The sequence below is a fragment of the Cupriavidus sp. 22TCCZM01-5 genome (genome assembly GCF_057798915.1).
The window spans coordinates 37869-57812 of the sequence record NZ_JBYOJR010000017.1; the positions used below are offsets into that span (position 1 = coordinate 37869).

Below are 19944 nucleotides of genomic sequence, written 5' to 3' on the forward strand. Positions count from 1 at the left end.
GGTTGCCGGTCATCAACAGTCGGGTCATGCGGGGCGGCCGCGTCGCGCGGCGCAAGGTCTTCAGGGGCATATCTGGCCAGGGTGCGGGCATGTCCTGCACGGAACAGGACACCAGGCCGAAAGAGAGGACGACAGCAGCGTGGCAGCGGGATGCGCAACGTCGCCTGAGACGACGCCTCGATCGGGGGCGAAACTGGCGCCCAAACATGGCGCGCCGGAAGGCGAAGTGTTCCGCCCGCGGCCATGGGCGTCAATGCGCCCACGCGATCTTGTGAACAGACCGCAGGTATCGAATCAGCGCGCGTGCAAGGCGTTCCCGGTTCAGCGGTTGCCGCCGCGCTCAGCGCAACAGGAAGGCGATATCCTCCACGCCGATCTTCGCGACAGGAATGCCGCGGCGGCGCTGGAATAGGATGTGCTGCTGCACGCGACTGCGCTGTTCGGCGAACAGTTTGGGATCGATGGGCGTGCCGATGCGCATGTAATGCTGCACGAGCAGCTTGTAGGCGCGGTGGCGGATCTGCAGCGTTTCGGCTTCGGCGCGCAGCCGCTTCATTTCGGCGGGGCTCCGATCGACAGCCTGGTGGAGTTCATCCACGGTACGCGCGTGCAGTTCGCGGTAGACATCGCGCTCGGCCTCGACGTGGTGCAGTTCATCACGCAATGCGCGGATCTTCTGCTGCAGCTTCAGCGTCTGCGCCATGGCCTGCTGCACATTCCTTGCTGCGCCCAGCGCCTGGCTGGCCGCGGCCATGGTGCTCTTCCAGATGCCGCGCTCGGCGGCGTCGGGTTCCTGCGGCCAGCCAATTCGTGCCTCGGACAGCGTATCCATATTGACCCCCAAATAGAAACAGCCTGACCCGGCCGCGCATTCTGTGTGCGCGATACCGGCTACTGTTCAGCGTCAGGCAATCGTAAAGATATGTCTATCGGCAGCCAAGTCAAAAGTTTTTAGATCTGGGTTGTACCGCACGGACGGATAGCAACGTCCCGCAACGGTTGAGCCAAAACGGCGGCGCCAAAACAAAAAGCCCGACTCGGATGAGTCGGGCTTCTGATGTTCTGGTGGCCTGGGACGGAATCGAACCGCCGACACAAGGATTTTCAATCCTCTGCTCTACCGACTGAGCTACCGGGCCAAAGAAGCGAAACTATAACAACGTATCAGGTGCCCGTCAAGCGTTCATTGCATCACTGTTCCGCGGGTTCCTGCTTGTTGCGGCTCAGTTCCACGCCAAGCTGCTTGAGCTTGCGGTACAGGTGCGTGCGCTCCAGGCCGGTTTTCTCGGCGACTCGCGTCATGCTGCCGTGTTCGCGCACCAGGTGGTACTCGAAGTAGGCGCGCTCGAACAGGTCGCGCGCCTCGCGCAGCGGCATGTCGAACGAGAAATGCATTTCCGCTTCGGGCGGACGGGCCGCGTTGCTGCCATTGGGCGCGGCTTCACCGCCGGCCTCGGTGGCAGCAGGCGCCAGCGCAGCGTCGATGGCAGGCACCGCCGGTGCCGGCGCCACGGCGGCCGCCGCGCGCGGGCGCTCGATGCCGCGGGCCAGGCCCTGTTCCACGGCCGACAGCAGCTTCTGCAGCGCGATCGGCTTTTCCAGGAAATTCAGGGCGCCGATCTTGGTGGCCTCGACCGCGGTGTCGATGGTGGCATGGCCCGACATCATGATCACGGGCATGGTCAGCTGGCCTTGCGCGGACCACTCCTTGAGCAGCGTCACGCCATCGGTATCCGGCATCCAGATATCAAGCAGTACGAGATCAGGGGTAGTGCCCGCCCGGTACTCGCGTGCCTGCTGCGCGTTCTCGGCGACCTCGACCACATGGCCTTCGTCGCTCAGGATTTCCGAGAGCAGTTCCCGGATTCCCATTTCGTCATCGACTACGAGGATGGTTGCCATACTTCCCCTCTTAACCCCACCAAAGCGTTCCGTGACGGACCGCCAAGTTGACTATGCCAGTTTAACGAACAGGATCGAGATCTGTGCACCGACGATATCGGCACCTTCCATTCGATTGCGCAGTTCGATGCGCGCGCCGTGTTCGTCAATGATCTTTTTTACCATTGCCAGCCCAAGGCCCGTACCTTTGGCTTTGGTGGTCACATAAGGCTCGAACGCGCGGCTCAGGATGCGCGGAGCAAAGCCCGGACCATTGTCCGCAATGGTTAGCTTGACTGCCTGGCGGTTTTCGCCGGCAGAATCTTTGTATTCTACAGTCTCGGTGTGTAGAGCGATATGGGGCGCCGCCCTACCCGCCGCGACGTTCTCAGCCGCCGCATCCTGCGAGTTCTGCAACAGGTTGTGGATCACCTGGCGCAGCTGCGTCGGATCTCCCTTGATCTCGGGAAGCCCCGGGTCCAGCGCCGCATGGATCACCGGATGCTCCTGCACGGCAGGATCGTCGATGCCATACAGGTGCAAAACCTCGGATACCAGCGCGTTGATCTGCAGCGACTGCAGCACCGCCGGTGGCGTGCGCGCATAGTCACGGAAGTCGTCGACCATGCGCTTCATGGCGGCCACCTGGTTGACGATCGTCGCCGCACCGCGCTTGAGGACCTCCGCGTCCTTGTCCTCGAGCTTTGGCGAGAGTTTCATCTGCAGGCGTTCCGCAGAGAGCTGGATCGGTGTGAGCGGGTTCTTGATCTCATGCGCGAGACGGCGCGCCACCTCGCCCCAGGCCACGGACCGCTGCACGGAAATCACGTCGGAGATGTCGTCGAACACGACCACGTAGCCAGGCTCGTCGCGTTCGCCGCCGGGCAGGCGAGCACCGCGCACCAGCAGCGTCAGCGGCTGCTCTTCATGGCCTTGCGGCAGTTCGATCTGCTTCTGCCAGTGCTCCGCACCGCCGAGCACTTCGCGCGTGCTCTGGTCGAAAAAAGCCTGGCGCACGATCTCGCCGAACGGGCCCATGCCGGGGATATGTTCGATCGGCAGTCCCAGCACGGCCCCGAATGGCTGGCGGAAGATACGTTCGGCGCCAGGGTTGGCAGTGATCAGCACGAAGCGGCGGTCAAAGACCAGCACGCCGGCGGTGAGGTTCTGCAGCACGCTTTCCAGGTAGGCCTTCGATTGCTCCAGCGCAGTGCGGTTTTCCTCGACCGCAAGGCGCGCTTCGGCGAGCTGGCGCGTCATCTGGTTGAACTGCTGCGTGAGCATGCCGAGTTCGTCGCGGCTCTTGAGCTCGCGCTTGGGCGAGAGATCGCCTTCGGCGACCTCCTTGGTCCCCTGCACCAGCATCAGCAGCGGACGCGCGAGCTGGCCACCGAGCAGCAACGCGAGCATCACCGCGATGAATACTGCCAGGAACAGCGTGAGCGTCAGCGTGCCGATATACATCTTGCGCAGGCCAGTGCGGCCCAGCGCCTTTTCCTGGTATTCCTGATAGGCGCGCTGCACTTCATCCGCGTTGCGCGCGAGCACGGCCGGCACGGGATGCACGACCTGCAGGTAGCGCTCTTCACGCACGGTGTCGCCCACCAGGCCGAACCCGCTCGACGGCGAATCTTCGGGCCGGCGCTCGACCGAGAGACCAGAGCCAGCCCAGCGCGCCTTCGGCGCGGCGGCGGCGCGCGGGGCGCTTGCCGCGGCCGTGCTCGTGTCGCCGGCGGGCGCGGCGCCGAGCGGAATGATCACGCGCAGCCGGTACAGGTGGCTGCTGTCGATGCGCTCCGTGCGGTTGCCGTCCACGGAGGCATCGGTTCCGCCTTCCACCGCGGCGTAGCCGCCCGCCAGGCGCGCCTGTTCGGCCAGCACGCCCGAAGGCAGGTCGGGAACCAGCGTGGCATAGCTGCTCGAAGCCGTGGCCAGCACGCGGCCGCTGCCAGTGAAGATCGCCGCTTCCTGTATGCCGTATTGCTCGCGCAGGCGGTTGAGCTGCAGCGAGGTGGCGATGCCGGAGGGGCCGCTCAGCTGTTCGGCCATCAGGCGCGCCTTGCCCTGCAGGTCGGCCAGGGCACCGTCGATGGTGGAGCGTCCCAGGTTCAGGCCCGCTTCGAGCGCGGTTTCCACGCGCACATCGAACCACGATTCGATGCTGCGCGAAACGAACTGCAGCGACACCAGGTAGATCAGCACGCCGGGCAGCACGCCCACCACGCCGAAGAACACGGCGAGCTTGGTCATCAGGCGCGTGCCGAACTTGCCGCGGCGGTAGCGCAGCCACAGCGTCAGCGCAAGCGCGCCGACTGTGATCACCAGCAGCGCGCCGACGACCAGATTGATCTTGAAAAGCAGCGTGAAGTAGCGGTCGAAGAATTCCGTGTTGGCGGAAGCGCCGGCCAGCAGACCCACCAGCACCAGCGCCAGGAAGACGATGATCCCGGCCACTACCCGGTAAAGCACGCGGCGGAACCGGCTGTCCCAGAGACCGCTGGTGTTCATGGCTGGCCGGGGGCGGCCTGCACCAGCGCGAAGGGCGATAGTGCGGTCGACACGGTCTGGGCGAACGGACTGGCGCGCAGTTCGGCCGACGCAGCCGGTGCCGAGGCGGGGACCGGGGACGCAGGCATGGCCGGCATGGCCGGCGAGGCCGGCAGCGCGGGTGCGGACGCAGGAGGTGGCGGTGGCGGCGGCGCGTTCAGGTCAGTGGGCACCGTGTAGGTGAAACGGCGCCAGTCCGAAGCCAGGTTCCATTCACGCGTATTGACTGCATTGATCTGGAAAGGCTTGGGCAGTTGGGAGAGGTCCAGCTTCATGCGCACTTCGGCATGATAGGACTCGCCCGGCTTGACCGCGCCGCGGTCGAACACGCGCCAGCCGTGCACGCGCTGGATGAATTGCAGCGCGCTCTTCAGGCGCGCGAACGGGATCTGCAGGCCGCCCGTGGAAACGCGGTACTGGCGCGTGAGCGGCTGGTAGGACAGGCGGATGGTGCGGCTCGTATTGACCGGCTTTTCGTCGAACCAGTACCAGCGCGGGCGGGAGAGCTGGAACTCGACCATGAAATACAGCGAGATGCCCTTGTTCAACGCGTCTTCGACCGCGGGGGGCAGGTCGAAGTCGAAGCTCGCCGTCAGTTCGAAGCCGTTGTCCTGGTACTCGATGCGCGCTTCGGTGGCCTCGATGACCTGCGCCCCAACGGTGCCAGCCCACAGCAGGCAGGCCAGCACCAGGGCAAGGGCCGCGCACGCGCGCTGCAGCAGGCAGGTGGTGTCATTGCACCACGTCCCGGCAACCGTACGCGCGCGGTCTGCAGGGACGCGGAAGTCTGACAAGCGCAGCGTGCTCACCATTGGATCTGATCAGGCGCGTTTCTGGAAGCGGGCGTAGAAGAAGCCATCATGATCAGACGGCAGGCCGTCCCGGCCAGCATCGTTGTTGCTGGCGGGCTGTGTTGCTTGGGTACCGGGCAGTAGCTGCCCCGGCGCCTGCAATCGTATCGCATCTGTCAACTGTGCACCAAACCAGCGCGCCTGCTCCTCTCCTTCCGTTGGGAAAATAGAACAGGTGACATAGACCAGGATGCCGCCCGGCTTGAGCAGTGGCCAGAGTTGCGAAACGATGCGTCGCTGTTCATTGACAAGCCGGGCGATATCGGCTTCGCGGCGCAGCCAGCGGATATCAGGGTGGCGGCGCACGATGCCTGACGCCGAGCACGGCACGTCGGCCAGGATGCGGTCGAACGGCCGACCGTCCCACCAGTCGCCGGGCCGGCTGGCGTCGCCCACCACGATGTGCGCGCGCTTGCCCAGTCGGGACAGGTTTTCGTCGATGCGGGCGGCGCGCTGCGCGTCGCTTTCCACCGCGGTCACGTCGATGTCGGCCAGTTCCAGCAGGTGGCCGGTCTTGCCGCCCGGCGCGGCGCAGGCATCGAGCACGCGCATGCCGTCGGCAACTTCGAGCAGCGGCGCGGCCAGCTGCGCGCCGCCATCCTGCACCGACACGTCGCCCTGCGCGAATCCCGGAATCTGCGAAACCGGGAATGCGCGCACCAGGCGCACCGCTTGCGCACCGATGGCCTGTCCCGCCAGGCCGGCATTGGCCAGCTCGGTCAGGTATTGCTGCAACGGGATGCGTGCCGTGTTGACGCGCAGCGTCATCGGCGGACGCACGTTGGCGCTTTCCGCCAGCGCCATCCACTGGTCGGGATAGGCTTCGCGCAGCATGCGCAGCCACCATGCCGGCAGGTTCCAGCGGGCTTGCTCATCGCGGTTCACTGCTGCCAGCAGCGGCTTTTGCTCGCGCAGGAAACGCCGCAGCACGGCATTGACGAGTCCGCGCGCGTGCGCAGTCTTGGGTTCGGATGCGGCGGCACTGACCGCCTGGTCCACCACGGTGAATGCGCTGTAGCCGCCGCGGCCCACCTTGGCCGAGTCGCCCTCCTCGCCTTCGAGCAGCAGCGACAGCGCGACCGCCAGCAGGGAGTCCACCTGCGCACCGGGCGGGCGCGTGACCAGCTGCGTCACCAGCGCGCGCGCGGTCCCGAACTGGCGCATGGTGCGGTAGGCCAGGTCCTGCAGGGCGCCGCGCGTGGCGGCATCGCGCACGCGGTCCAGGCGCAGGTGCGTGGCGGCATCTTCAATGGCCTGCGGCAGGGCCGTGCCTTCATTGACGGCACGCACGGCCATGGCGGCACCGAGCATCTGGAAGGCAAGCGAATCGTGGGGCAGGCGCATATCGGTAAGGCTTAAGACAATAGAACAGGAGAGCGTGGCAACGGCATGCCGGGCCATGCAGGCGCTTGCGGCGCCACGCGGGCAACAAAAAGCCCGCTGGCTTGACAGGCAAGACAGCGGGCAGTTTACCCTGTGTGTGGTCCCGCGCCTGATTTGGGCGCCGGCGCGTTGCGGGATTCAGGCCGGATACGTGCCGGTTTGCGCCATCTGCATCAGGCGCGCAATGCGCTCCTCGGTGGCCGGATGGGTCGAGAACAGGTTGGCGATGGCGCCACCCGACAGCGGGTTCATGATCATCATCTGCGCCGTGGCCGGATGCTCTTCCGCGGCCTGGAACGGGATGCCTTGCGCATAGCGGTGGATCTTGTCCAGCGCGCTGGCGAGCGCCTGCGGATCGCCGCTGATCTCCGCGCCGCCGCGATCGGCCTCGAACTCGCGCGCGCGTGAAATCGCCATCTGGATCAGCGAGGCCGCCAGCGGCGCCAGGATCGCCACGGCAATGCTGGCGATCGGATTGCTCCGGTTGCCATTCTCGTCGCGTCCGCCGAAGAACATCGCCATGTTCGCCAGCGCGGAGATGGCACCGGCCATGGTCGCGGCGATGGTCGAGGTCAGGATGTCGCGATGGCGCACGTGCGCCAGCTCGTGCGCCATGACGCCGCGCAGCTCGCGCTCGGACAGCACGCGCAGGATGCCCGTGGTGGCGGCAACCGCCGCGTGTTCGGGGTTGCGGCCGGTGGCGAATGCGTTGGGCGCGTCCTCGTTGATCAGGTAGACGCGCGGCATCGGCAGGCCGGCGCGTTGCGACAGTTCCTGCACCATGCCGTAGAACTGCGGCGCGCTGCCAGCATCGACTTCCTGCGCGTTGTACATGCGCAGGACCATCTTGTCCGAGAACCAATAGGAGAAGAAGTTCATGCCAAGCGCCATCAACAGCGCGAACATCATGCCGTTGCGTCCGCCGATCATGCCGCCGATGACGATGAACAACGCCGTGATGGCGGCCATCAACATGAAGGTCTTGACCCAGTTGAACATTGACGTGATCTCCGTGTAGTCGTGGCCCGCGCCGCGGATGCGGCCAGGCGTACTGAGCATTAGATAGGGTTGAAACGCTGAAAATTCAACGGCTTTGCATCGCCGGCGCGATTCAGCGGAGCCTCAGCCCCGGCCGGTGATAGCTCCGCCCATCAGGATATCTAATCTACACTTCAAGCGTGGTGCTTGCCCGACACGGTGCCTCAGACTGACTCCGCTGGCACGGCAAAGCGCGTTCCCGGCGGCAGCGGCGTTCCCTGCAGGAACTGCTGCGCCGGCTGTCGGCGGCCGCCGGGCTTCTGCAGTTCCGTGACCTGCAGCGCGCTGCCGTCGCCGCAGGCGATGATCACGCCGCCGGCGTCAGCGGCCAGCACCGTGCCCGCCGGATGCGGCAGGCTGCTGCCGGCGGACAGCGGCACGGCTTGCCAGCACTTGATCACGGTGCTGTCGAGCTGCAGCGTGGCGCCTGGAAACGGGTTGAACGCGCGCACCTGACTGGCCAGCTCGGCCGCCGGGCGGCGCAGGTCCAGCGGGGCTTCGTCCTTGCCGATCTTCTCGGCGTAGGTGACGCCGGCATCGGGCTGCGGCGTGGCGGGCAGCGTCTCGCCCGCGGCAAGCTTGCGCAGTGCGTCAACGATCATGCGGCCGCCCAGCGACGCCAGCTTGTCATGCAGCGTGCCGGTGCTGTCATCAGACGCGATCGGCACCGACTCGCGCGACAGCATCGCGCCGGTATCCAGGCCTTCGTCCATCTGCATCAGCGTGATGCCGGTCTCGGCGTCGCCGGCTTCGATCGCGCGATGGATCGGCGCGGCGCCACGCCAGCGCGGCAATAGCGAGGCGTGGATGTTCAGACAGCCAAGCCTCGGCAGTTCCAGCACTTCGGCCGGCAGGATCAGGCCGTAGGCGGCCACCACCATCACGTCGGGCGCGATCTTCGCCAGCGTGTCGACGGCATTGGCGGCTTCCTCCGGGTACTTGCCTGTACGGCGCAGCGAGCGCGGCTGCAGCACCGGCTCAAGGCCGTTGGCGACGGCGTACTGCTTGACGGGGCTTGCCTGCAGCTGCATGCCGCGGCCGGCCGGGCGGTCCGGCTGGCTGAGCACGGCAACCACCGGGAAACCGGCGGCGTGGATGGCTTCGAGCGCGACACGCGCGAATTCGGGCGTGCCGGCAAAGGCGACACGCAGGGACTTGGCTGCGGACATGACTGGCTCCCTGATGTGGACCTGAAAACAGAACCGGCCGCATAGCGGCCGGTACGTTCCTGACTTCGGAAGCCATAACGATAGCAGACACGGCGCGGCTGTCCCAGCCTTGGCGCCGTGCGCGCCCGTTACATGCGCACGCGCTCGCGCTTGTGCAGCTTGGACTTGATGCGGTTCTGCTTGAGCGGCGACAGGTATTCGACAAACACCTTGCCGCGCAGGTGGTCGATCTCGTGCTGGACGCAGACGGCCAGCAGGTCGTCGGCATCGAGCTCGAAGGTTTCGCCCTTTTCATTGAGCGCGCGCACGCGCACGCGGTCCGGGCGCTCCACGCGGTCATAGACTTCGGGCACCGACAGGCAGCCCTCTTCCCAGACCTTGCGGTTGTCGCTGGCCCAGGTGATCTCGGGGTTGATGAAGACCTGCAGCTGGTCGCGCGTCTCCGACACGTCGATCACCACCACCTGCTCGTGCACATTGACCTGCGTCGCCGCCAGGCCGATGCCGGGTGCCTCGTACATGGTTTCCGCCATGTCCTTTACCAGCTGGCGGATGCGGTCGTCCACTTCCTTGACGGGTTTCGCCACGGTGTGCAGACGGGGATCGGGATAGGTCAGGATGTCGAGTTTTGCCATGATGCTCGGGCGCAACGCCGGCTGCTCTGGGCTGTCCGGCCGCGTTGCGGCGGCGGGGGATTACATGCAGAATCGGGGCGCTAGTACAAAAATTCAAGGCGCGCCGCAGCAGGCACGCTCTCCAGGGTCAATCCGGCTGTTCTGCCAGCCGGTTCACGAAAATGCGCGATCTTACCAAAGAACACCAGGCGGCGTCGGGCCGCAGGCTGCATGCGTTCACCCTTGCTGTGCTGAGTGCCGTTGGCATCACTGCTGCGGCAAGTGTTCCAGCCTTGGCGGCGGACCTCACCGTTTCACCCGCCCAGCATGCCGAAGCCCAGCGTGTGGCGCAGCAAGGGATTCCCGCCTCGGAGCTCGCGCCCAATGCGCCGTCGCAGTACACGGTGCGCAAGGGCGACACATTGTGGGGCATCTCGGGCCAGTACCTGCGCCAGCCGTGGCGCTGGCCGGAGCTGTGGGGCATGAACCGGCAGCAGATCCACAATCCGCATCTTATCTATCCCGGCCAGGTCCTGTACCTGATCCAGCGCGATGGACGGGCCTGGCTGTCGACCACGCCGGGCGCCGGCGATACCGTCAAGCTGACGCCGCACGTGCGCGGCGACGCCGAGGGCGCCGCCATTCTCAGTATTTCGGCCAAGGACATCGAGCCGTTCCTGATCCGTCCGCTGGTGGTGGACCAGGGTACGCTGGCAACGTCGGCCCGTATCGTCGCCGTGCCCGAGTCGCACGTCTACCTGGGCCGCGGCGATACCGCCTACGCGCGCGGTATCGCGCCGGAGGCGGCGGCGGTTGGCAGCGACTGGCAGGCCTTCCGGCCGGTCACGCCGGTCCACGACCCGGTCACCGGGCAGGTGCTCGGGTATGAGGCCGAGTATGAAGGCAATGTGCGCCTGACCCGCGAAGCCGGTGGTCCCGACGCGGTATCCACGCTGCGCGTGACGCAGGCCCAGCAGGAAATGGGCGTGGGCACGATGCTGCTGCCCCAGCCGACGCGCGAGGCCGTGCGCTATGTGCCGCGCGCGCCGGAAACGCAGATCGACGGCCGTGTCGCCAAGGTCTACGGCGGCGTGCAATACGGCGGCGCCAAGCAGGTCGTGGTGCTCAATGTCGGCACCAATGTCGGGTTGGAGCCGGGCCATGTGCTGGCGCTTTCTCGCACCGGAGACGTCGTGAATGACCGGACCGACGGCAATCGCAATATTGTGCTGCCTGACGAGCGCTACGGGCTGGCCTTCGTGTTCCGGGTGTTCCAGGGCGTGTCGTATGCGCTGGTGACCGACGCCTCGAACGTGATCGAGGTCGGCGATCGCGCCATTTCCCCGCGTTGACCGCCGGCCCGGCGCCGGCCGCCGCATGGCCGGATGTGGCACGGGGCGCGGATGACACGCTGGCGTGGCTGCGCCTGGCGAGTGCGCCGGGCATCGGCCCGGTGACGGTGCGCCTGTTGCTGGCGGCATTCGGCTTGCCGCAGCAAGTGTTCGCGCAAAGCGTGGAAGCACTGTCGTCGGTCGTGCCGCGCAAGCTCGCGGCTGCCATCCTGGCTGCGCCCGGAGCCACCCTGAGCCAGGCGCTGGCCAAAACCATGGCGTGGCTCGGGCAGCCCGGCAACCATCTGCTGACGCTGGTCGATCCGCGCTACCCGGTGCGGCTGCTCGACCTGTCGGATCCCCCGCCGCTCCTATATATCAAGGGCGACCTCGCCGCACTGGCGCGGCCGGCGCTTGCCATCGTCGGCGCGCGCGGAGCCACGGCGCAGGGCAAGGCCGATGCCGAAGCATTCGGCAGGGCTTTCTCGCAGGCGGGCCAGACGGTGGTCTCGGGGCTCGCGCTGGGCGTGGATGCGGCGGCCCATGAGGGCGGGCTGGGGGGCGCAGGCGGCACGATCGCAGTGATCGGCACCGGGGCCGACCGGGTCTACCCTGCCCGCCACCTGGAACTGGCGCATCGCATCGCCGAACACGGCGCCATCGTCAGCGAGTTCCCGCTGGGCATGCAGGGGTTCAAGGACAATTTCCCGCGGCGCAACCGCCTGATCGCGGCATTGGCGCGCGGCGTGCTGGTGGTGGAGGCCGCGGCCCGGTCCGGCTCGCTGATTACCGCCCGGCTCGCGGCGGACCTGGGGCGCGAGGTCTTTGCCATTCCGGGCTCCATCCACGCGCCGCTTTCGGGCGGGTGCCACTTTCTGATCCGGCAGGGGGCCAAGCTGGTCGAATCGCCAGAGGACGTGATGGAAGAATTCGGCCTGTCGGTCCGGCCGGGGAAGGTGACGGATTCGGCGCAGACGACGTCCAAGGCGCCGCAGGATCCGCTGCTGGCCATCCTGACACACGATCCCGTCACGCTCGACACGCTGTGCGAGCGCAGCGGTCTGGCTCCGGAGGCGTTGGCTACGCGGCTGCTCGAACTGGAACTGGAAGGCCGCGCGGAACGTCTACCGGGGAACCTCTTCCGCAGTCTGTCCTAGACTTCGCCAGTGGCCCCGGACCCATTGCCGATACAATCGCCAATCTACGGTGCCTGAATAGGCTCATGTTTGAACCGTCATGACCGTTTACTTTCCAGAACGTGACGTTGCCGCCATCGGCGCAGCACTGTCCGCCCATCCACAAGGACGGCTGGTCGCTTGCCTGTGCGCGCAATGGTGCGGGACATGCCGGGACTACCTGAAGGCGTTTTCCGCGCTGGCCGCGCGCCACCCGGAGGACTGCTATGTGTGGATCGACATCGAAACGCACGCGGACCAGCTTGGCGACATCGATATTGAGAATTTCCCCACGCTGCTGGTCCAGCCGGTGGCGGGGGGGCCGACGCAGTTCTATGGCACGCTGCTGCCGCACATCGAGGTACTGGAACGGATGCTCGCCCGGGGCACGACCATGCCTGGTGCGCAGGAGGATGTACCGGAAGTGCTGGAGTGGTTGCTTGCCGGGGGGCGGCGCGCGGCGTAACGGCGGATTTCCCGCCGCTGCGGCTGGCTTGCACCGCCGTCGAAACCGCGCTTATGATTGGCGCCTCAAAGCCCTCCGGGGGCGATGTCTACTTATATTGCAGTGCAAAACGCGCGTTGCCGGAAGCAACCCGCAAGGACCCGTTCAATGTCAAAAGCCCTCATCATCGCGGAAAAGCCATCGGTCGCGGCCGATATCGCCCGTGCCCTCGGGGGCTTTACCAAGCACGACGAGTACTTTGAAAGTGACGACTTCGTGCTGTCGTCTGCCGTGGGTCACCTGGTCGAGATTGCCGCGCCCGACGAATACGAGGTCAAGCGAGGCAAGTGGAGCTTCGCCAACCTGCCCGTGATCCCGCCGCACTTCGACCTGCGCCCGATCGCCAAGACCGAGTCGCGGCTGAAGGTGCTCAACCGGCTGATCAAGCGCAAGGACGTCACCGGCCTGATCAACGCCTGTGACGCGGGGCGCGAGGGGGAACTGATCTTCCGCCTGATCGCGCAGCAAGCCAAGGCCAAGCAGCCGATCCGCCGCCTGTGGCTGCAGTCGATGACGCCGCAGGCCATCCGCGACGGTTTCGCCAGCCTGCGTGCCGACGAAGACATGCTGCCGCTGGCCGATGCCGCGCGCTGCCGCTCCGAGGCCGACTGGCTGGTCGGCATCAATGGCACGCGTGCCATGACCGCCTTCAACAGCAAGGGCGGCGGCTTCTTCCTGACCACCGTCGGCCGCGTCCAGACGCCGACGCTGTCGATCGTGGTCGAGCGCGAGGAGAAGATCAAGCACTTCGTGCCGCGCGACTACTGGGAAGTGCACGCCGAGTTCATCGCCGCCGCTGGCCTGTACGAAGGCCGCTGGTTCGATCCCAAGTTCAAGAAGAACGAGTTCGATCCCGAGGCGCGCGACTCGCGCCTGTGGAGCGAGGCCGAGGCCAAGAGCATCGTCGCCGCGTGCCGCGACAAGCCCGGCACTGTCACCGAAGAATCGAAGCCGTCGACGCAGCAGTCGCCGGCGCTCTTTGACCTGACCACGCTGCAGCGCGAGGCCAACTCGCGCTTCGGCTTCTCGGCCAAGAACACGCTCGGCCTGGCGCAGGCCCTGTATGAAAAGCACAAGGTCCTGACCTACCCGCGTACCGATGCGCGCGCGCTGCCCGAGGACTACATGGAAACGGTCAAGCAGACCATGACCATGCTCGCCGACAGCTCGCCCAACTACCTGCCGCACGCGAAGAAGATCCTGGCGCAGGGCTGGGTCAAGCCGAACAAGAAGATCTTCGACAACAGCAAGATCAGCGACCACTTCGCCATCATCCCGACGCTGCAGGCGCCCAAGAACCTGTCGGAGCCGGAGCAGAAGCTGTACGACCTGGTGGTGCGCCGCTTCCTGGCGGTGTTCTTCCCGGCCGCCGAGTTCCAGGTCACGACCCGGATCACGGAGGTTGCCGGCCACCACTTCAAGACCGAAGGCAAGGTGCTGGTCAATCCGGGCTGGCTGGTGATCTACGGCCGCGAGGCGCAGGGCGACAAGGACGCCGCCAACCTGGTGCCGGTGGCCAAGGACGAGAAGGTCAAGACCGACAAGGTCGACAGCGTCGGCCTGACCACCAAGCCGCCCGCGCGCTACAACGAAGCCACGCTGCTGTCCGCCATGGAAGGCGCCGGCAAGCTCGTGGACGACGACGCGCTGCGCGAAGCCATGGCCGGCAAGGGCCTGGGCACGCCGGCCACGCGCGCGGCCATCATCGAAGGCTTGCTGACCGAGAAGTACCTGGTGCGCGAAGGCCGCGAGTTGATCCCGACCGCCAAGGCGTTCCAGCTGATGACGCTGCTGCGCGGGCTGGGCGTGCAGGAACTGACGCAGGCCGAGCTGACCGGCGAGTGGGAGCACAAGCTTTCGCAGATCGAGCGCGGCCGCCTGAAGCGCGACGAGTTCATGCTCGAGATCGCGCAGATGACGCAGCAGATCGTCAAGCGCGCCAAGGAATACGACAGCGACACCATCCCGGGCGACTACGCCACGCTGGACACGCCGTGCCCGCAGTGCGGCGGCCAGGTGAAGGAGAATTACCGCCGCTTTGCCTGCACCGCGTGCGAATTCTCGATCAGCAAGATCCCGGGTGGCCGCCAGTTCGAGATCGACGAGGTCGAGGAACTGCTGCTGAAGAAGGAAATCGGCCCGCTGCAAGGTTTCCGCAGCAAGATGGGCCGGCCATTTGCCGCCATCCTCAAGATCGCCAAGGACGACGAAGGCCATTACAAGATGGAATTCGATTTCGGCCAGAACGATGAAGAGGGCGACGGCGAACCGGTCGATTTCAGTGGCCAGGAGCCGGTCGGCACCTGCCCGAAGTGCAGTGGCGCGGTGTTCGAGCACGGCATGAAGTACGTGTGCGAGAACAGCGTGGCCAGCCCGAAGAGCTGCGACTTCACCACCGGCAAGATCATCCTGCAGCAGGAGATCAGCCGCGAGCAGGTCGGCAAGCTGCTGAACGAGGGCCGCACCGATCTGCTGACGGGTTTCAAGTCGTCGCGCACGGGCCGCAACTTCAAGGCCTTCCTGGTAAGGCAGGCGGACGGCAAGATCGGCTTCGAGTTCGAGGCACGCGAGCCCAAGGCCGGCGCCAAGGCGCCAGCCAAGACCGCGTCGCGCGCGGCCGCCAAGGCGGATGAGGCTGAGGCGGCTCCGGCCAAGGCACCGGCGAAGAAGGCCGCGGCGACGAAGACCGCCACCAAGGCGACAGCCACCAAGACCGCGGCCAAGAAGGCACCCGCCAAGACGGTCGCGGCCAAGAAGACCCGCGCCGCGGGCAAGGCCACGGTCGAAGCCGAGGAATGAGCGCTTAGGCGGACAAGGAGGCGGACAAGCGGCAAGAGGCGGCGGCGCGTCAGCGCCTGCCTCTTCCTGCCTGCCTTATGAAACCTGGTCCCGGTTCCGGACGCCCTCTTCCAGCAGGAAGTCAATGAACGCCCGGACCTTGGTCGGCAGGAATTTGCGGCTCGGGTAGACCACGCTGACATCGCGCCGTGGCAGCTGGTACTGCGGCAGGACATGCACGAGGTGGCCGGCTTCGATCCCAGGCCTGGCCAGGTACGACGAGAGCATCGCCACCCCCATATTGGCGAGCGCGGCCTGGTGCGCAAGTTCGGCATTGCTGCACAGCAGCCCCGGGCGGATCGGCACTGTCACTTCGCCTTCCGGTCCCAGCAGCGTCCACTCGTGTTCCACGTTGGGTAGCCGCATAGCGATGCAGCGGTGGTTGGTCAGCTCGTGCGCATGGCGCAGCGGCGTGTGCATGCGGACGTAATCTGGTGATGCACACAGCACAATCTCCGCGGAAATCAGCGGCCGGGCCACCAGATGCGAGCCCAGTCCCAGATCAGAGAGCATGACCGCGACGTCGCGGCCCTCTTCCACAATGTCCACGTTGCGATCGGACAGCAATACGTCGAACACCACGTCGGGGTAGAGCTGCTGGAACCGGGACATCAGGTTGGGTAGCAGGTGCAGGCCGAACATCACGGGTGTCACCAGGCGCAGTGTTCCCGATAGTGACTGACTTCGCGCCGTCACTACGCCCTCGGCTTCTTCCACGTCTTCGAGGATCTGCTGGCAGCGTTGCAGATAGGTTTCCCCGGCGTCGGTCAGGGACAGGCTGCGGGTCGTCCGGTTCAGCAGCCGCGTGCCGAGGTGGCTCTCCAGGTCTGCGACATAACGCGTGACGACCGCATTGGACATCTCCAACTGCTGCGCTGCACGAGCAAAACTCCCCAGCTCTACCACTTTGGCGAAGACGCGCATCGATTGCAGGCGATCCATGACATAGTCTCCCGTCGGCTCCCTGAATTTTTCCTCGTTCAGGCCACTTTATTGTTGGAATCAAAACTAATCATTGTGGCAAGCAGTATTTATTGATATCAGGGAAACGCCTAATATCTAGCCATCGGATGCCGCAATGCAGCAAGTCAGACTGCCCGGACGGCACCAGTTGAAGAAATACTGAGCCATGAAAACTACCCGTCATACCCTGATCGCTATTGCCACCCTCGCCGCAGCCCTGTCCGCTGCACCGGCATTTGCCAAGGCCGGCAAGTACGATGTCTACAGCGATGGCGCCAAGGCCGCCAAGTACGACGTCTATAGCGACGGCGCCAAGTCTGGCAAATTCGACACCTACAGCGACGGCGCCAAGTACGATCTGTCGTCCGACCGCATGCCCCTGTAAGCAGGGACTGCAAGTGCGGTCCGGGGCCGTTTCTCCCCTATGCGGCCCCTTCTGTATCAACCTGGTCTCCACAGGTCGTTTGGAGAGCGTCTGATAGACCTCTCCGTATTTATTGGAGAAGAAGCCCGCACTGGTTGCGGGCTTCTTTGTTTCTGCGCCCGATCAAACCAGTATCTGTTGCCAGGCATTATGCCTGAGCGTGCAAAGAAAAACGGGCCAGCGCGGCCCGTTCCTGCATCCTGCCCGGCTGAGCGTCGGCTCAGTCGTCGTGATGGTGGTGCTTGTGCTTCTTGTACTTGTAGTGGCTATCGCCATAGTAGTGGCGGTCATTTTCATACGAGTTGCTGCGCGAGACATTTCCGCCCAGCGCCGCGCCCGCGCCACCGCCCACGGCCGCACCAACAAGGCCGCCCGCGCGGCCGCCCATGGCGTTGCCCGCCGCCGTGCCTGCACCACCGCCCAGCGCACCGCCAATGATGGCACCCGTGCGCTCGCGTCGGTTGGACGTCACCGCCCCACCCGCACCGCCGCCGACGGCACCGCCGATTACGGCACCGGTGCTGCCGCCCAGTGCGCCGCCTACAGCCGCCCCTGCGACGCCGCCGAGGGCGCCGCCAAGGGCATTGTTCATGTCGCTCGCGAATGCCGGCAGCGCGGATGCCGCCAGGGCGATAGCCAGGGTCATGTTGCGAACGGGATGGCGAGACATATCGTTTCCTTTCTTTGCCATGTTGTGCCGCAAGTGTAGAGAACGAGCCCCGGCCTTGCTGTAACCACGTGTAAAGCCATGTAACTCGCTGCTGAAACGTCTGATTCGTGCGACAACATAAGGCAACGGTGGCGATTTCGGCGCCTGGAATGAAAACGGGCAACCCGAAGGTTGCCCGTGCTGTCAATGCCGGCCGGTACGTTTTAGCAGCACTTGCCCTGTCCGCCGCCATAGCGCGCTTCCTGGCGTTCGCGGAAGAATTCCTCGTAGGTCATTGGCGCGCGATCCGGGTGGGTGCTTTCCATGTGGGCCACATAGGTCTGGTAGTCGGGCAGGCCAACCATCAGCCGCAGCGACTGCCCGAGATAGCGTCCCATCGTTCCCAGTTGTTCCAGCATGGCGGGCTCCTTCTGCTTGAGCGGATCAGGATTGTGCCGAGGCGGCCGCCGGCAGCGGCTCGAACGGCGTTTCCCTGTCGGTCGGACGGCTCGCGGTGCGCGCCTGCATCGCGGTCTTGAAACCGTAGACCACGATCGACAGCACCACGAACATGAACAGCGCGCACAGGCCGGCGTCCAGGTAGTCATTGAAGACGATGCGGTGCATCTGCTCCATGCTCTTGGCCGGGGCCAGCACCTTGCCTTCGGCGATGGCGGCGCTGAACTTGCCGGCGTGGGTCAGGAAGCTGACCTTCGGATCGGCATCGAACAGCTTTTGCCAGCCGGCGGTCAGCGTGCAGATCAGCAGCCAGACGGTCGGCAGCAGCGTCACCCAGGCGTACTGGCCGCGCTTCATCTTGACCAGCACACAGGTGCCGAGCACCAGCGCCACGGCGGCCAGCATCTGGTTGGAGATGCCGAACAGCGGCCACAGCGTGTTGATGCCGCCCAGCGGATCGACCACGCCCTGGTACAGGAAGTAGCCCCAGGCCGTCACGGTCAGCGCGGTGGCGATCAGGTTGGCCGGCAGTGAGTCGGTGCGGCGCATGCTCGGCACGAAGCTGCCCAGCAGGTCCTGCAGCATGAAGCGGCCGGCGCGGGTGCCCGCGTCGACGGCGGTCAGGATGAACAGCGCCTCGAACAGGATCGCGAAGTGGTACCAGAAGGCCATCATGGCCTGGCCGCCCACCACCTGGTGCAGGATGTGGGCGATGCCCACGGCCAGCGTCGGCGCGCCGCCGGCGCGCGAGATGATGGTGTTCTCGCCAACGTTCTTGGCGGTCTGGATCAGCACGTCAGGGGTGATTACGAAGCCCCAGGTCGACACGGCCTGCGCCACGGCTTCCGGCGAGGTGCCGATCACGGCGCTCGGGCTGTTCATCGCGAAGTAGACGCCCGGCTCGATCACCGAGGCGGCCACCAGCGCCATGATGGCGACGAAGGACTCGGCCAGCATCGCACCATAGCCGATGAAGCGCGCGTGGCTTTCATTCTCCAGCAGCTTGGGCGTGGTGCCCGACGAGATCAGCGCGTGGAAGCCCGACACCGCGCCGCAGGCAATGGTGATGAAGAGGAACGGGAACAGGTTGCCCGACCACACCGGTCCGCCACCCTTGGCGAACTGCGTGAAGGCCGGCATCTTGAGTTCCGGCGCGACGATCAGGATGCCGATGGCCAGCGCGATGATGGTGCCGATCTTCAGGAAGGTCGACAGGTAGTCGCGCGGGGCCAGCAGCAGCCACACCGGCAGCACGGCAGCGATGAAGCCGTAGATGATCAGCATCCAGGTCAGCGCCTTGCCGTCATACGTGAACAGCGGCGCCAGCACGGCGCTTTCATGCACGTACTGGCCGCCGATGATGGCGAGCATCAGCAGCACGAAGCCGATCACCGACACCTCGCCGATGCGGCCCGGGCGGATGTAGCGCGTGTAGATGCCCATGAACAGCGCGATGGGGATGGTCACCGCCACCGTGAACGTCCCCCACGGCGAGCCGGCCAGCGCCTTCACCACGATCAGCGCCAGCACCGCCAGGATGATGATCATGATCATGAAGCAGCCGAACAGCGCGATCATGCCCGGCACCGTGCCCATCTCGGACTTGACCAGGTCGCCCAGCGAGCGGCCGTCGCGGCGCGTGGAAATGAACAGCACCATGAAGTCCTGCACCGCACCGGCGAACACCACGCCGGCCAGGATCCACAGCATGCCCGGCATATACCCCATCTGCGCGGCCAGCACGGGGCCGACCAGCGGGCCGGCGCCGGCAATGGCGGCGAAGTGGTGGCCGAACAGTACCGCCTTGTTGGTCGGCACGTAGTCCAGGCCGTCGTTGTGGCGCCAGGCCGGGGTCATGCGTTTCGGGTCGAGCTGCATCACCTTGTCGGCGATGAAGCGGCTGTAGTAGCGGTAGGCGATCAGGTAGATGCAGAGCGCGGCAACCACGATCCACAGCGCACTGACAGCCTCGCCGCGCGACAGCGCGACCGTGGCGAAGGCAAAGGCGCCGAGGACGGCGACGGCCAGCCACACCAGGTGTTCTCCGATGCGATTCATAGTGAAGGTCTCCTCAGACCGGGATTTCGATAGCCTGCGGCGGCGAAGGACTGGTAACT

17 protein-coding genes and 1 tRNA gene are annotated in these 19944 nt (G+C 65.7%); 5 read left to right on the forward strand and 13 right to left on the reverse strand.

The genetic code is table 11. The annotated features are described in order from the left end of the window. Positions 1-340: 340 nt before the first annotated feature. The 9 genes from AC3FNH_RS17160 to def form a co-directional block, all read right to left on the reverse strand. The gene (locus AC3FNH_RS17160; protein ID WP_488720926.1) at positions 341-832 is read right to left on the reverse strand and encodes a hypothetical protein; all 492 of its coding nucleotides are present in this window, start codon (positions 830-832) and stop codon (positions 341-343) included. Positions 833-1063: 231 nt separating this feature from the next. Beyond that, a tRNA-Phe gene (locus tag AC3FNH_RS17165) sits at positions 1064-1139 on the reverse strand. 52 nt (positions 1140-1191) lie between these two features. Next, positions 1192-1902: a response regulator gene (locus AC3FNH_RS17170; protein ID WP_276098970.1), complete on the reverse strand. Its 711-nt coding sequence runs from the start codon at positions 1900-1902 to the stop codon at positions 1192-1194. Positions 1903-1953: 51 nt separating this feature from the next. Next, on the reverse strand, positions 1954-4389 hold the full coding sequence (locus tag AC3FNH_RS17175) for a sensor histidine kinase (RefSeq protein ID WP_276098971.1): 2436 nt from the start codon (positions 4387-4389) through the stop codon (positions 1954-1956). Next, complete coding sequence (locus AC3FNH_RS17180) at positions 4386-5240, reverse strand: DUF4390 domain-containing protein (protein WP_276098972.1); 855 nt, start codon at positions 5238-5240, stop codon at positions 4386-4388. The genes AC3FNH_RS17175 and AC3FNH_RS17180 overlap by 4 nt, the downstream gene beginning before the upstream one ends. 9 nt (positions 5241-5249) lie before the next feature. After that, on the reverse strand, positions 5250-6623 hold the full coding sequence (gene rsmB / locus AC3FNH_RS17185; RefSeq protein WP_488720927.1) for a 16S rRNA (cytosine(967)-C(5))-methyltransferase RsmB: 1374 nt from the start codon (positions 6621-6623) through the stop codon (positions 5250-5252). Between the two features lie 177 nt (positions 6624-6800). Continuing rightward, the gene (gene htpX / locus AC3FNH_RS17190) at positions 6801-7661 is read right to left on the reverse strand and encodes a zinc metalloprotease HtpX (protein ID WP_488720978.1); all 861 of its coding nucleotides are present in this window, start codon (positions 7659-7661) and stop codon (positions 6801-6803) included. A gap of 203 nt (positions 7662-7864) precedes the next feature. Further along, positions 7865-8869 carry a methionyl-tRNA formyltransferase gene (fmt, locus tag AC3FNH_RS17195; protein ID WP_488720928.1) on the reverse strand — a complete coding sequence of 335 codons (1005 nt, stop codon included), beginning with the start codon at positions 8867-8869 and terminating at the stop codon, positions 7865-7867. Between the two features lie 128 nt (positions 8870-8997). Beyond that, the gene (gene def, locus AC3FNH_RS17200; protein WP_276098975.1) at positions 8998-9504 is read right to left on the reverse strand and encodes a peptide deformylase; all 507 of its coding nucleotides are present in this window, start codon (positions 9502-9504) and stop codon (positions 8998-9000) included. Positions 9505-9665: 161 nt separating this feature from the next. Between def and AC3FNH_RS17205 the strand changes: the two genes are divergently transcribed. From AC3FNH_RS17205 to AC3FNH_RS17220, 4 genes are all read left to right on the forward strand, one after another. Next, entirely contained in the window at positions 9666-10835 is a 1170-nt protein-coding gene (locus AC3FNH_RS17205; RefSeq protein WP_488720929.1) for a LysM peptidoglycan-binding domain-containing protein, read from the forward strand. Continuing rightward, entirely contained in the window at positions 10832-11971 is a 1140-nt protein-coding gene (gene dprA / locus AC3FNH_RS17210) for a DNA-processing protein DprA (RefSeq protein WP_488720930.1), read from the forward strand. Before AC3FNH_RS17205 ends, dprA begins: the two co-directional genes overlap by 4 nt. Positions 11972-12050: 79 nt before the next feature. Next, positions 12051-12455, forward strand: a complete 405-nt coding sequence (locus AC3FNH_RS17215) for a thioredoxin family protein (RefSeq protein ID WP_488720931.1) — start codon at positions 12051-12053, stop codon at positions 12453-12455. A gap of 147 nt (positions 12456-12602) precedes the next feature. Further along, positions 12603-15293 carry a DNA topoisomerase III gene (locus tag AC3FNH_RS17220; RefSeq protein WP_276098979.1) on the forward strand — a complete coding sequence of 897 codons (2691 nt, stop codon included), beginning with the start codon at positions 12603-12605 and terminating at the stop codon, positions 15291-15293. A 75-nt stretch (positions 15294-15368) separates the two neighbouring features. Here AC3FNH_RS17220 and AC3FNH_RS17225 read toward each other — a convergent pair whose 3' ends face one another. Next, positions 15369-16274 (reverse strand): LysR family transcriptional regulator, encoded by a 906-nt coding sequence (locus tag AC3FNH_RS17225; protein ID WP_276098980.1) that lies wholly within the window; start codon positions 16272-16274, stop codon positions 15369-15371. 187 nt (positions 16275-16461) lie between these two features. On the opposite strand from AC3FNH_RS17225, the gene AC3FNH_RS17230 reads away from it, so the two are divergent. Then, positions 16462-16680, forward strand: coding sequence for a hypothetical protein (locus tag AC3FNH_RS17230; RefSeq protein ID WP_276098981.1), 219 nt, complete (start codon positions 16462-16464; stop codon positions 16678-16680). Between the two features lie 259 nt (positions 16681-16939). On the opposite strand, the gene AC3FNH_RS17235 is transcribed toward AC3FNH_RS17230, so the two are convergent. The 3 genes from AC3FNH_RS17235 to AC3FNH_RS17245 all read right to left on the reverse strand — a co-directional run bounded on the left by AC3FNH_RS17235 (position 16940) and on the right by AC3FNH_RS17245 (position 19885). Continuing rightward, positions 16940-17389, reverse strand: a complete 450-nt coding sequence (locus tag AC3FNH_RS17235) for a hypothetical protein (RefSeq protein WP_488720932.1) — start codon at positions 17387-17389, stop codon at positions 16940-16942. A 203-nt stretch (positions 17390-17592) separates the two neighbouring features. Then, on the reverse strand, positions 17593-17787 hold the full coding sequence (locus AC3FNH_RS17240) for a YbdD/YjiX family protein (RefSeq protein ID WP_211946023.1): 195 nt from the start codon (positions 17785-17787) through the stop codon (positions 17593-17595). A 25-nt stretch (positions 17788-17812) separates the two neighbouring features. Beyond that, complete coding sequence (locus AC3FNH_RS17245) at positions 17813-19885, reverse strand: carbon starvation CstA family protein (RefSeq protein ID WP_488720933.1); 2073 nt, start codon at positions 19883-19885, stop codon at positions 17813-17815. Positions 19886-19944 lie beyond the last annotated feature (59 nt).

Coding starts and splice junctions, on each gene's coding strand:
- AC3FNH_RS17160 (WP_488720926.1), bottom strand. CDS start 832: ATGGATACGCTGTCCGAGGCACGAATTGGCTGGCCGCAGGAACCCGAC.
- AC3FNH_RS17170 (WP_276098970.1), bottom strand. CDS start 1,902: ATGGCAACCATCCTCGTAGTCGATGACGAAATGGGAATCCGGGAACTG.
- AC3FNH_RS17175 (WP_276098971.1), bottom strand. CDS start 4,389: ATGAACACCAGCGGTCTCTGGGACAGCCGGTTCCGCCGCGTGCTTTAC.
- AC3FNH_RS17180 (WP_276098972.1), bottom strand. CDS start 5,240: ATGGTGAGCACGCTGCGCTTGTCAGACTTCCGCGTCCCTGCAGACCGC.
- rsmB (WP_488720927.1), bottom strand. CDS start 6,623: ATGCGCCTGCCCCACGATTCGCTTGCCTTCCAGATGCTCGGTGCCGCC.
- htpX (WP_488720978.1), bottom strand. CDS start 7,661: ATGTTCAACTGGGTCAAGACCTTCATGTTGATGGCCGCCATCACGGCG.
- fmt (WP_488720928.1), bottom strand. CDS start 8,869: ATGTCCGCAGCCAAGTCCCTGCGTGTCGCCTTTGCCGGCACGCCCGAA.
- def (WP_276098975.1), bottom strand. CDS start 9,504: ATGGCAAAACTCGACATCCTGACCTATCCCGATCCCCGTCTGCACACC.
- AC3FNH_RS17205 (WP_488720929.1), top strand. CDS start 9,666: ATGCGCGATCTTACCAAAGAACACCAGGCGGCGTCGGGCCGCAGGCTG.
- AC3FNH_RS17215 (WP_488720931.1), top strand. CDS start 12,051: ATGACCGTTTACTTTCCAGAACGTGACGTTGCCGCCATCGGCGCAGCA.
- AC3FNH_RS17220 (WP_276098979.1), top strand. CDS start 12,603: ATGTCAAAAGCCCTCATCATCGCGGAAAAGCCATCGGTCGCGGCCGAT.
- AC3FNH_RS17225 (WP_276098980.1), bottom strand. CDS start 16,274: ATGGATCGCCTGCAATCGATGCGCGTCTTCGCCAAAGTGGTAGAGCTG.
- AC3FNH_RS17230 (WP_276098981.1), top strand. CDS start 16,462: ATGAAAACTACCCGTCATACCCTGATCGCTATTGCCACCCTCGCCGCA.
- AC3FNH_RS17235 (WP_488720932.1), bottom strand. CDS start 17,389: ATGTCTCGCCATCCCGTTCGCAACATGACCCTGGCTATCGCCCTGGCG.
- AC3FNH_RS17240 (WP_211946023.1), bottom strand. CDS start 17,787: ATGCTGGAACAACTGGGAACGATGGGACGCTATCTCGGGCAGTCGCTG.
- AC3FNH_RS17245 (WP_488720933.1), bottom strand. CDS start 19,885: ATGAATCGCATCGGAGAACACCTGGTGTGGCTGGCCGTCGCCGTCCTC.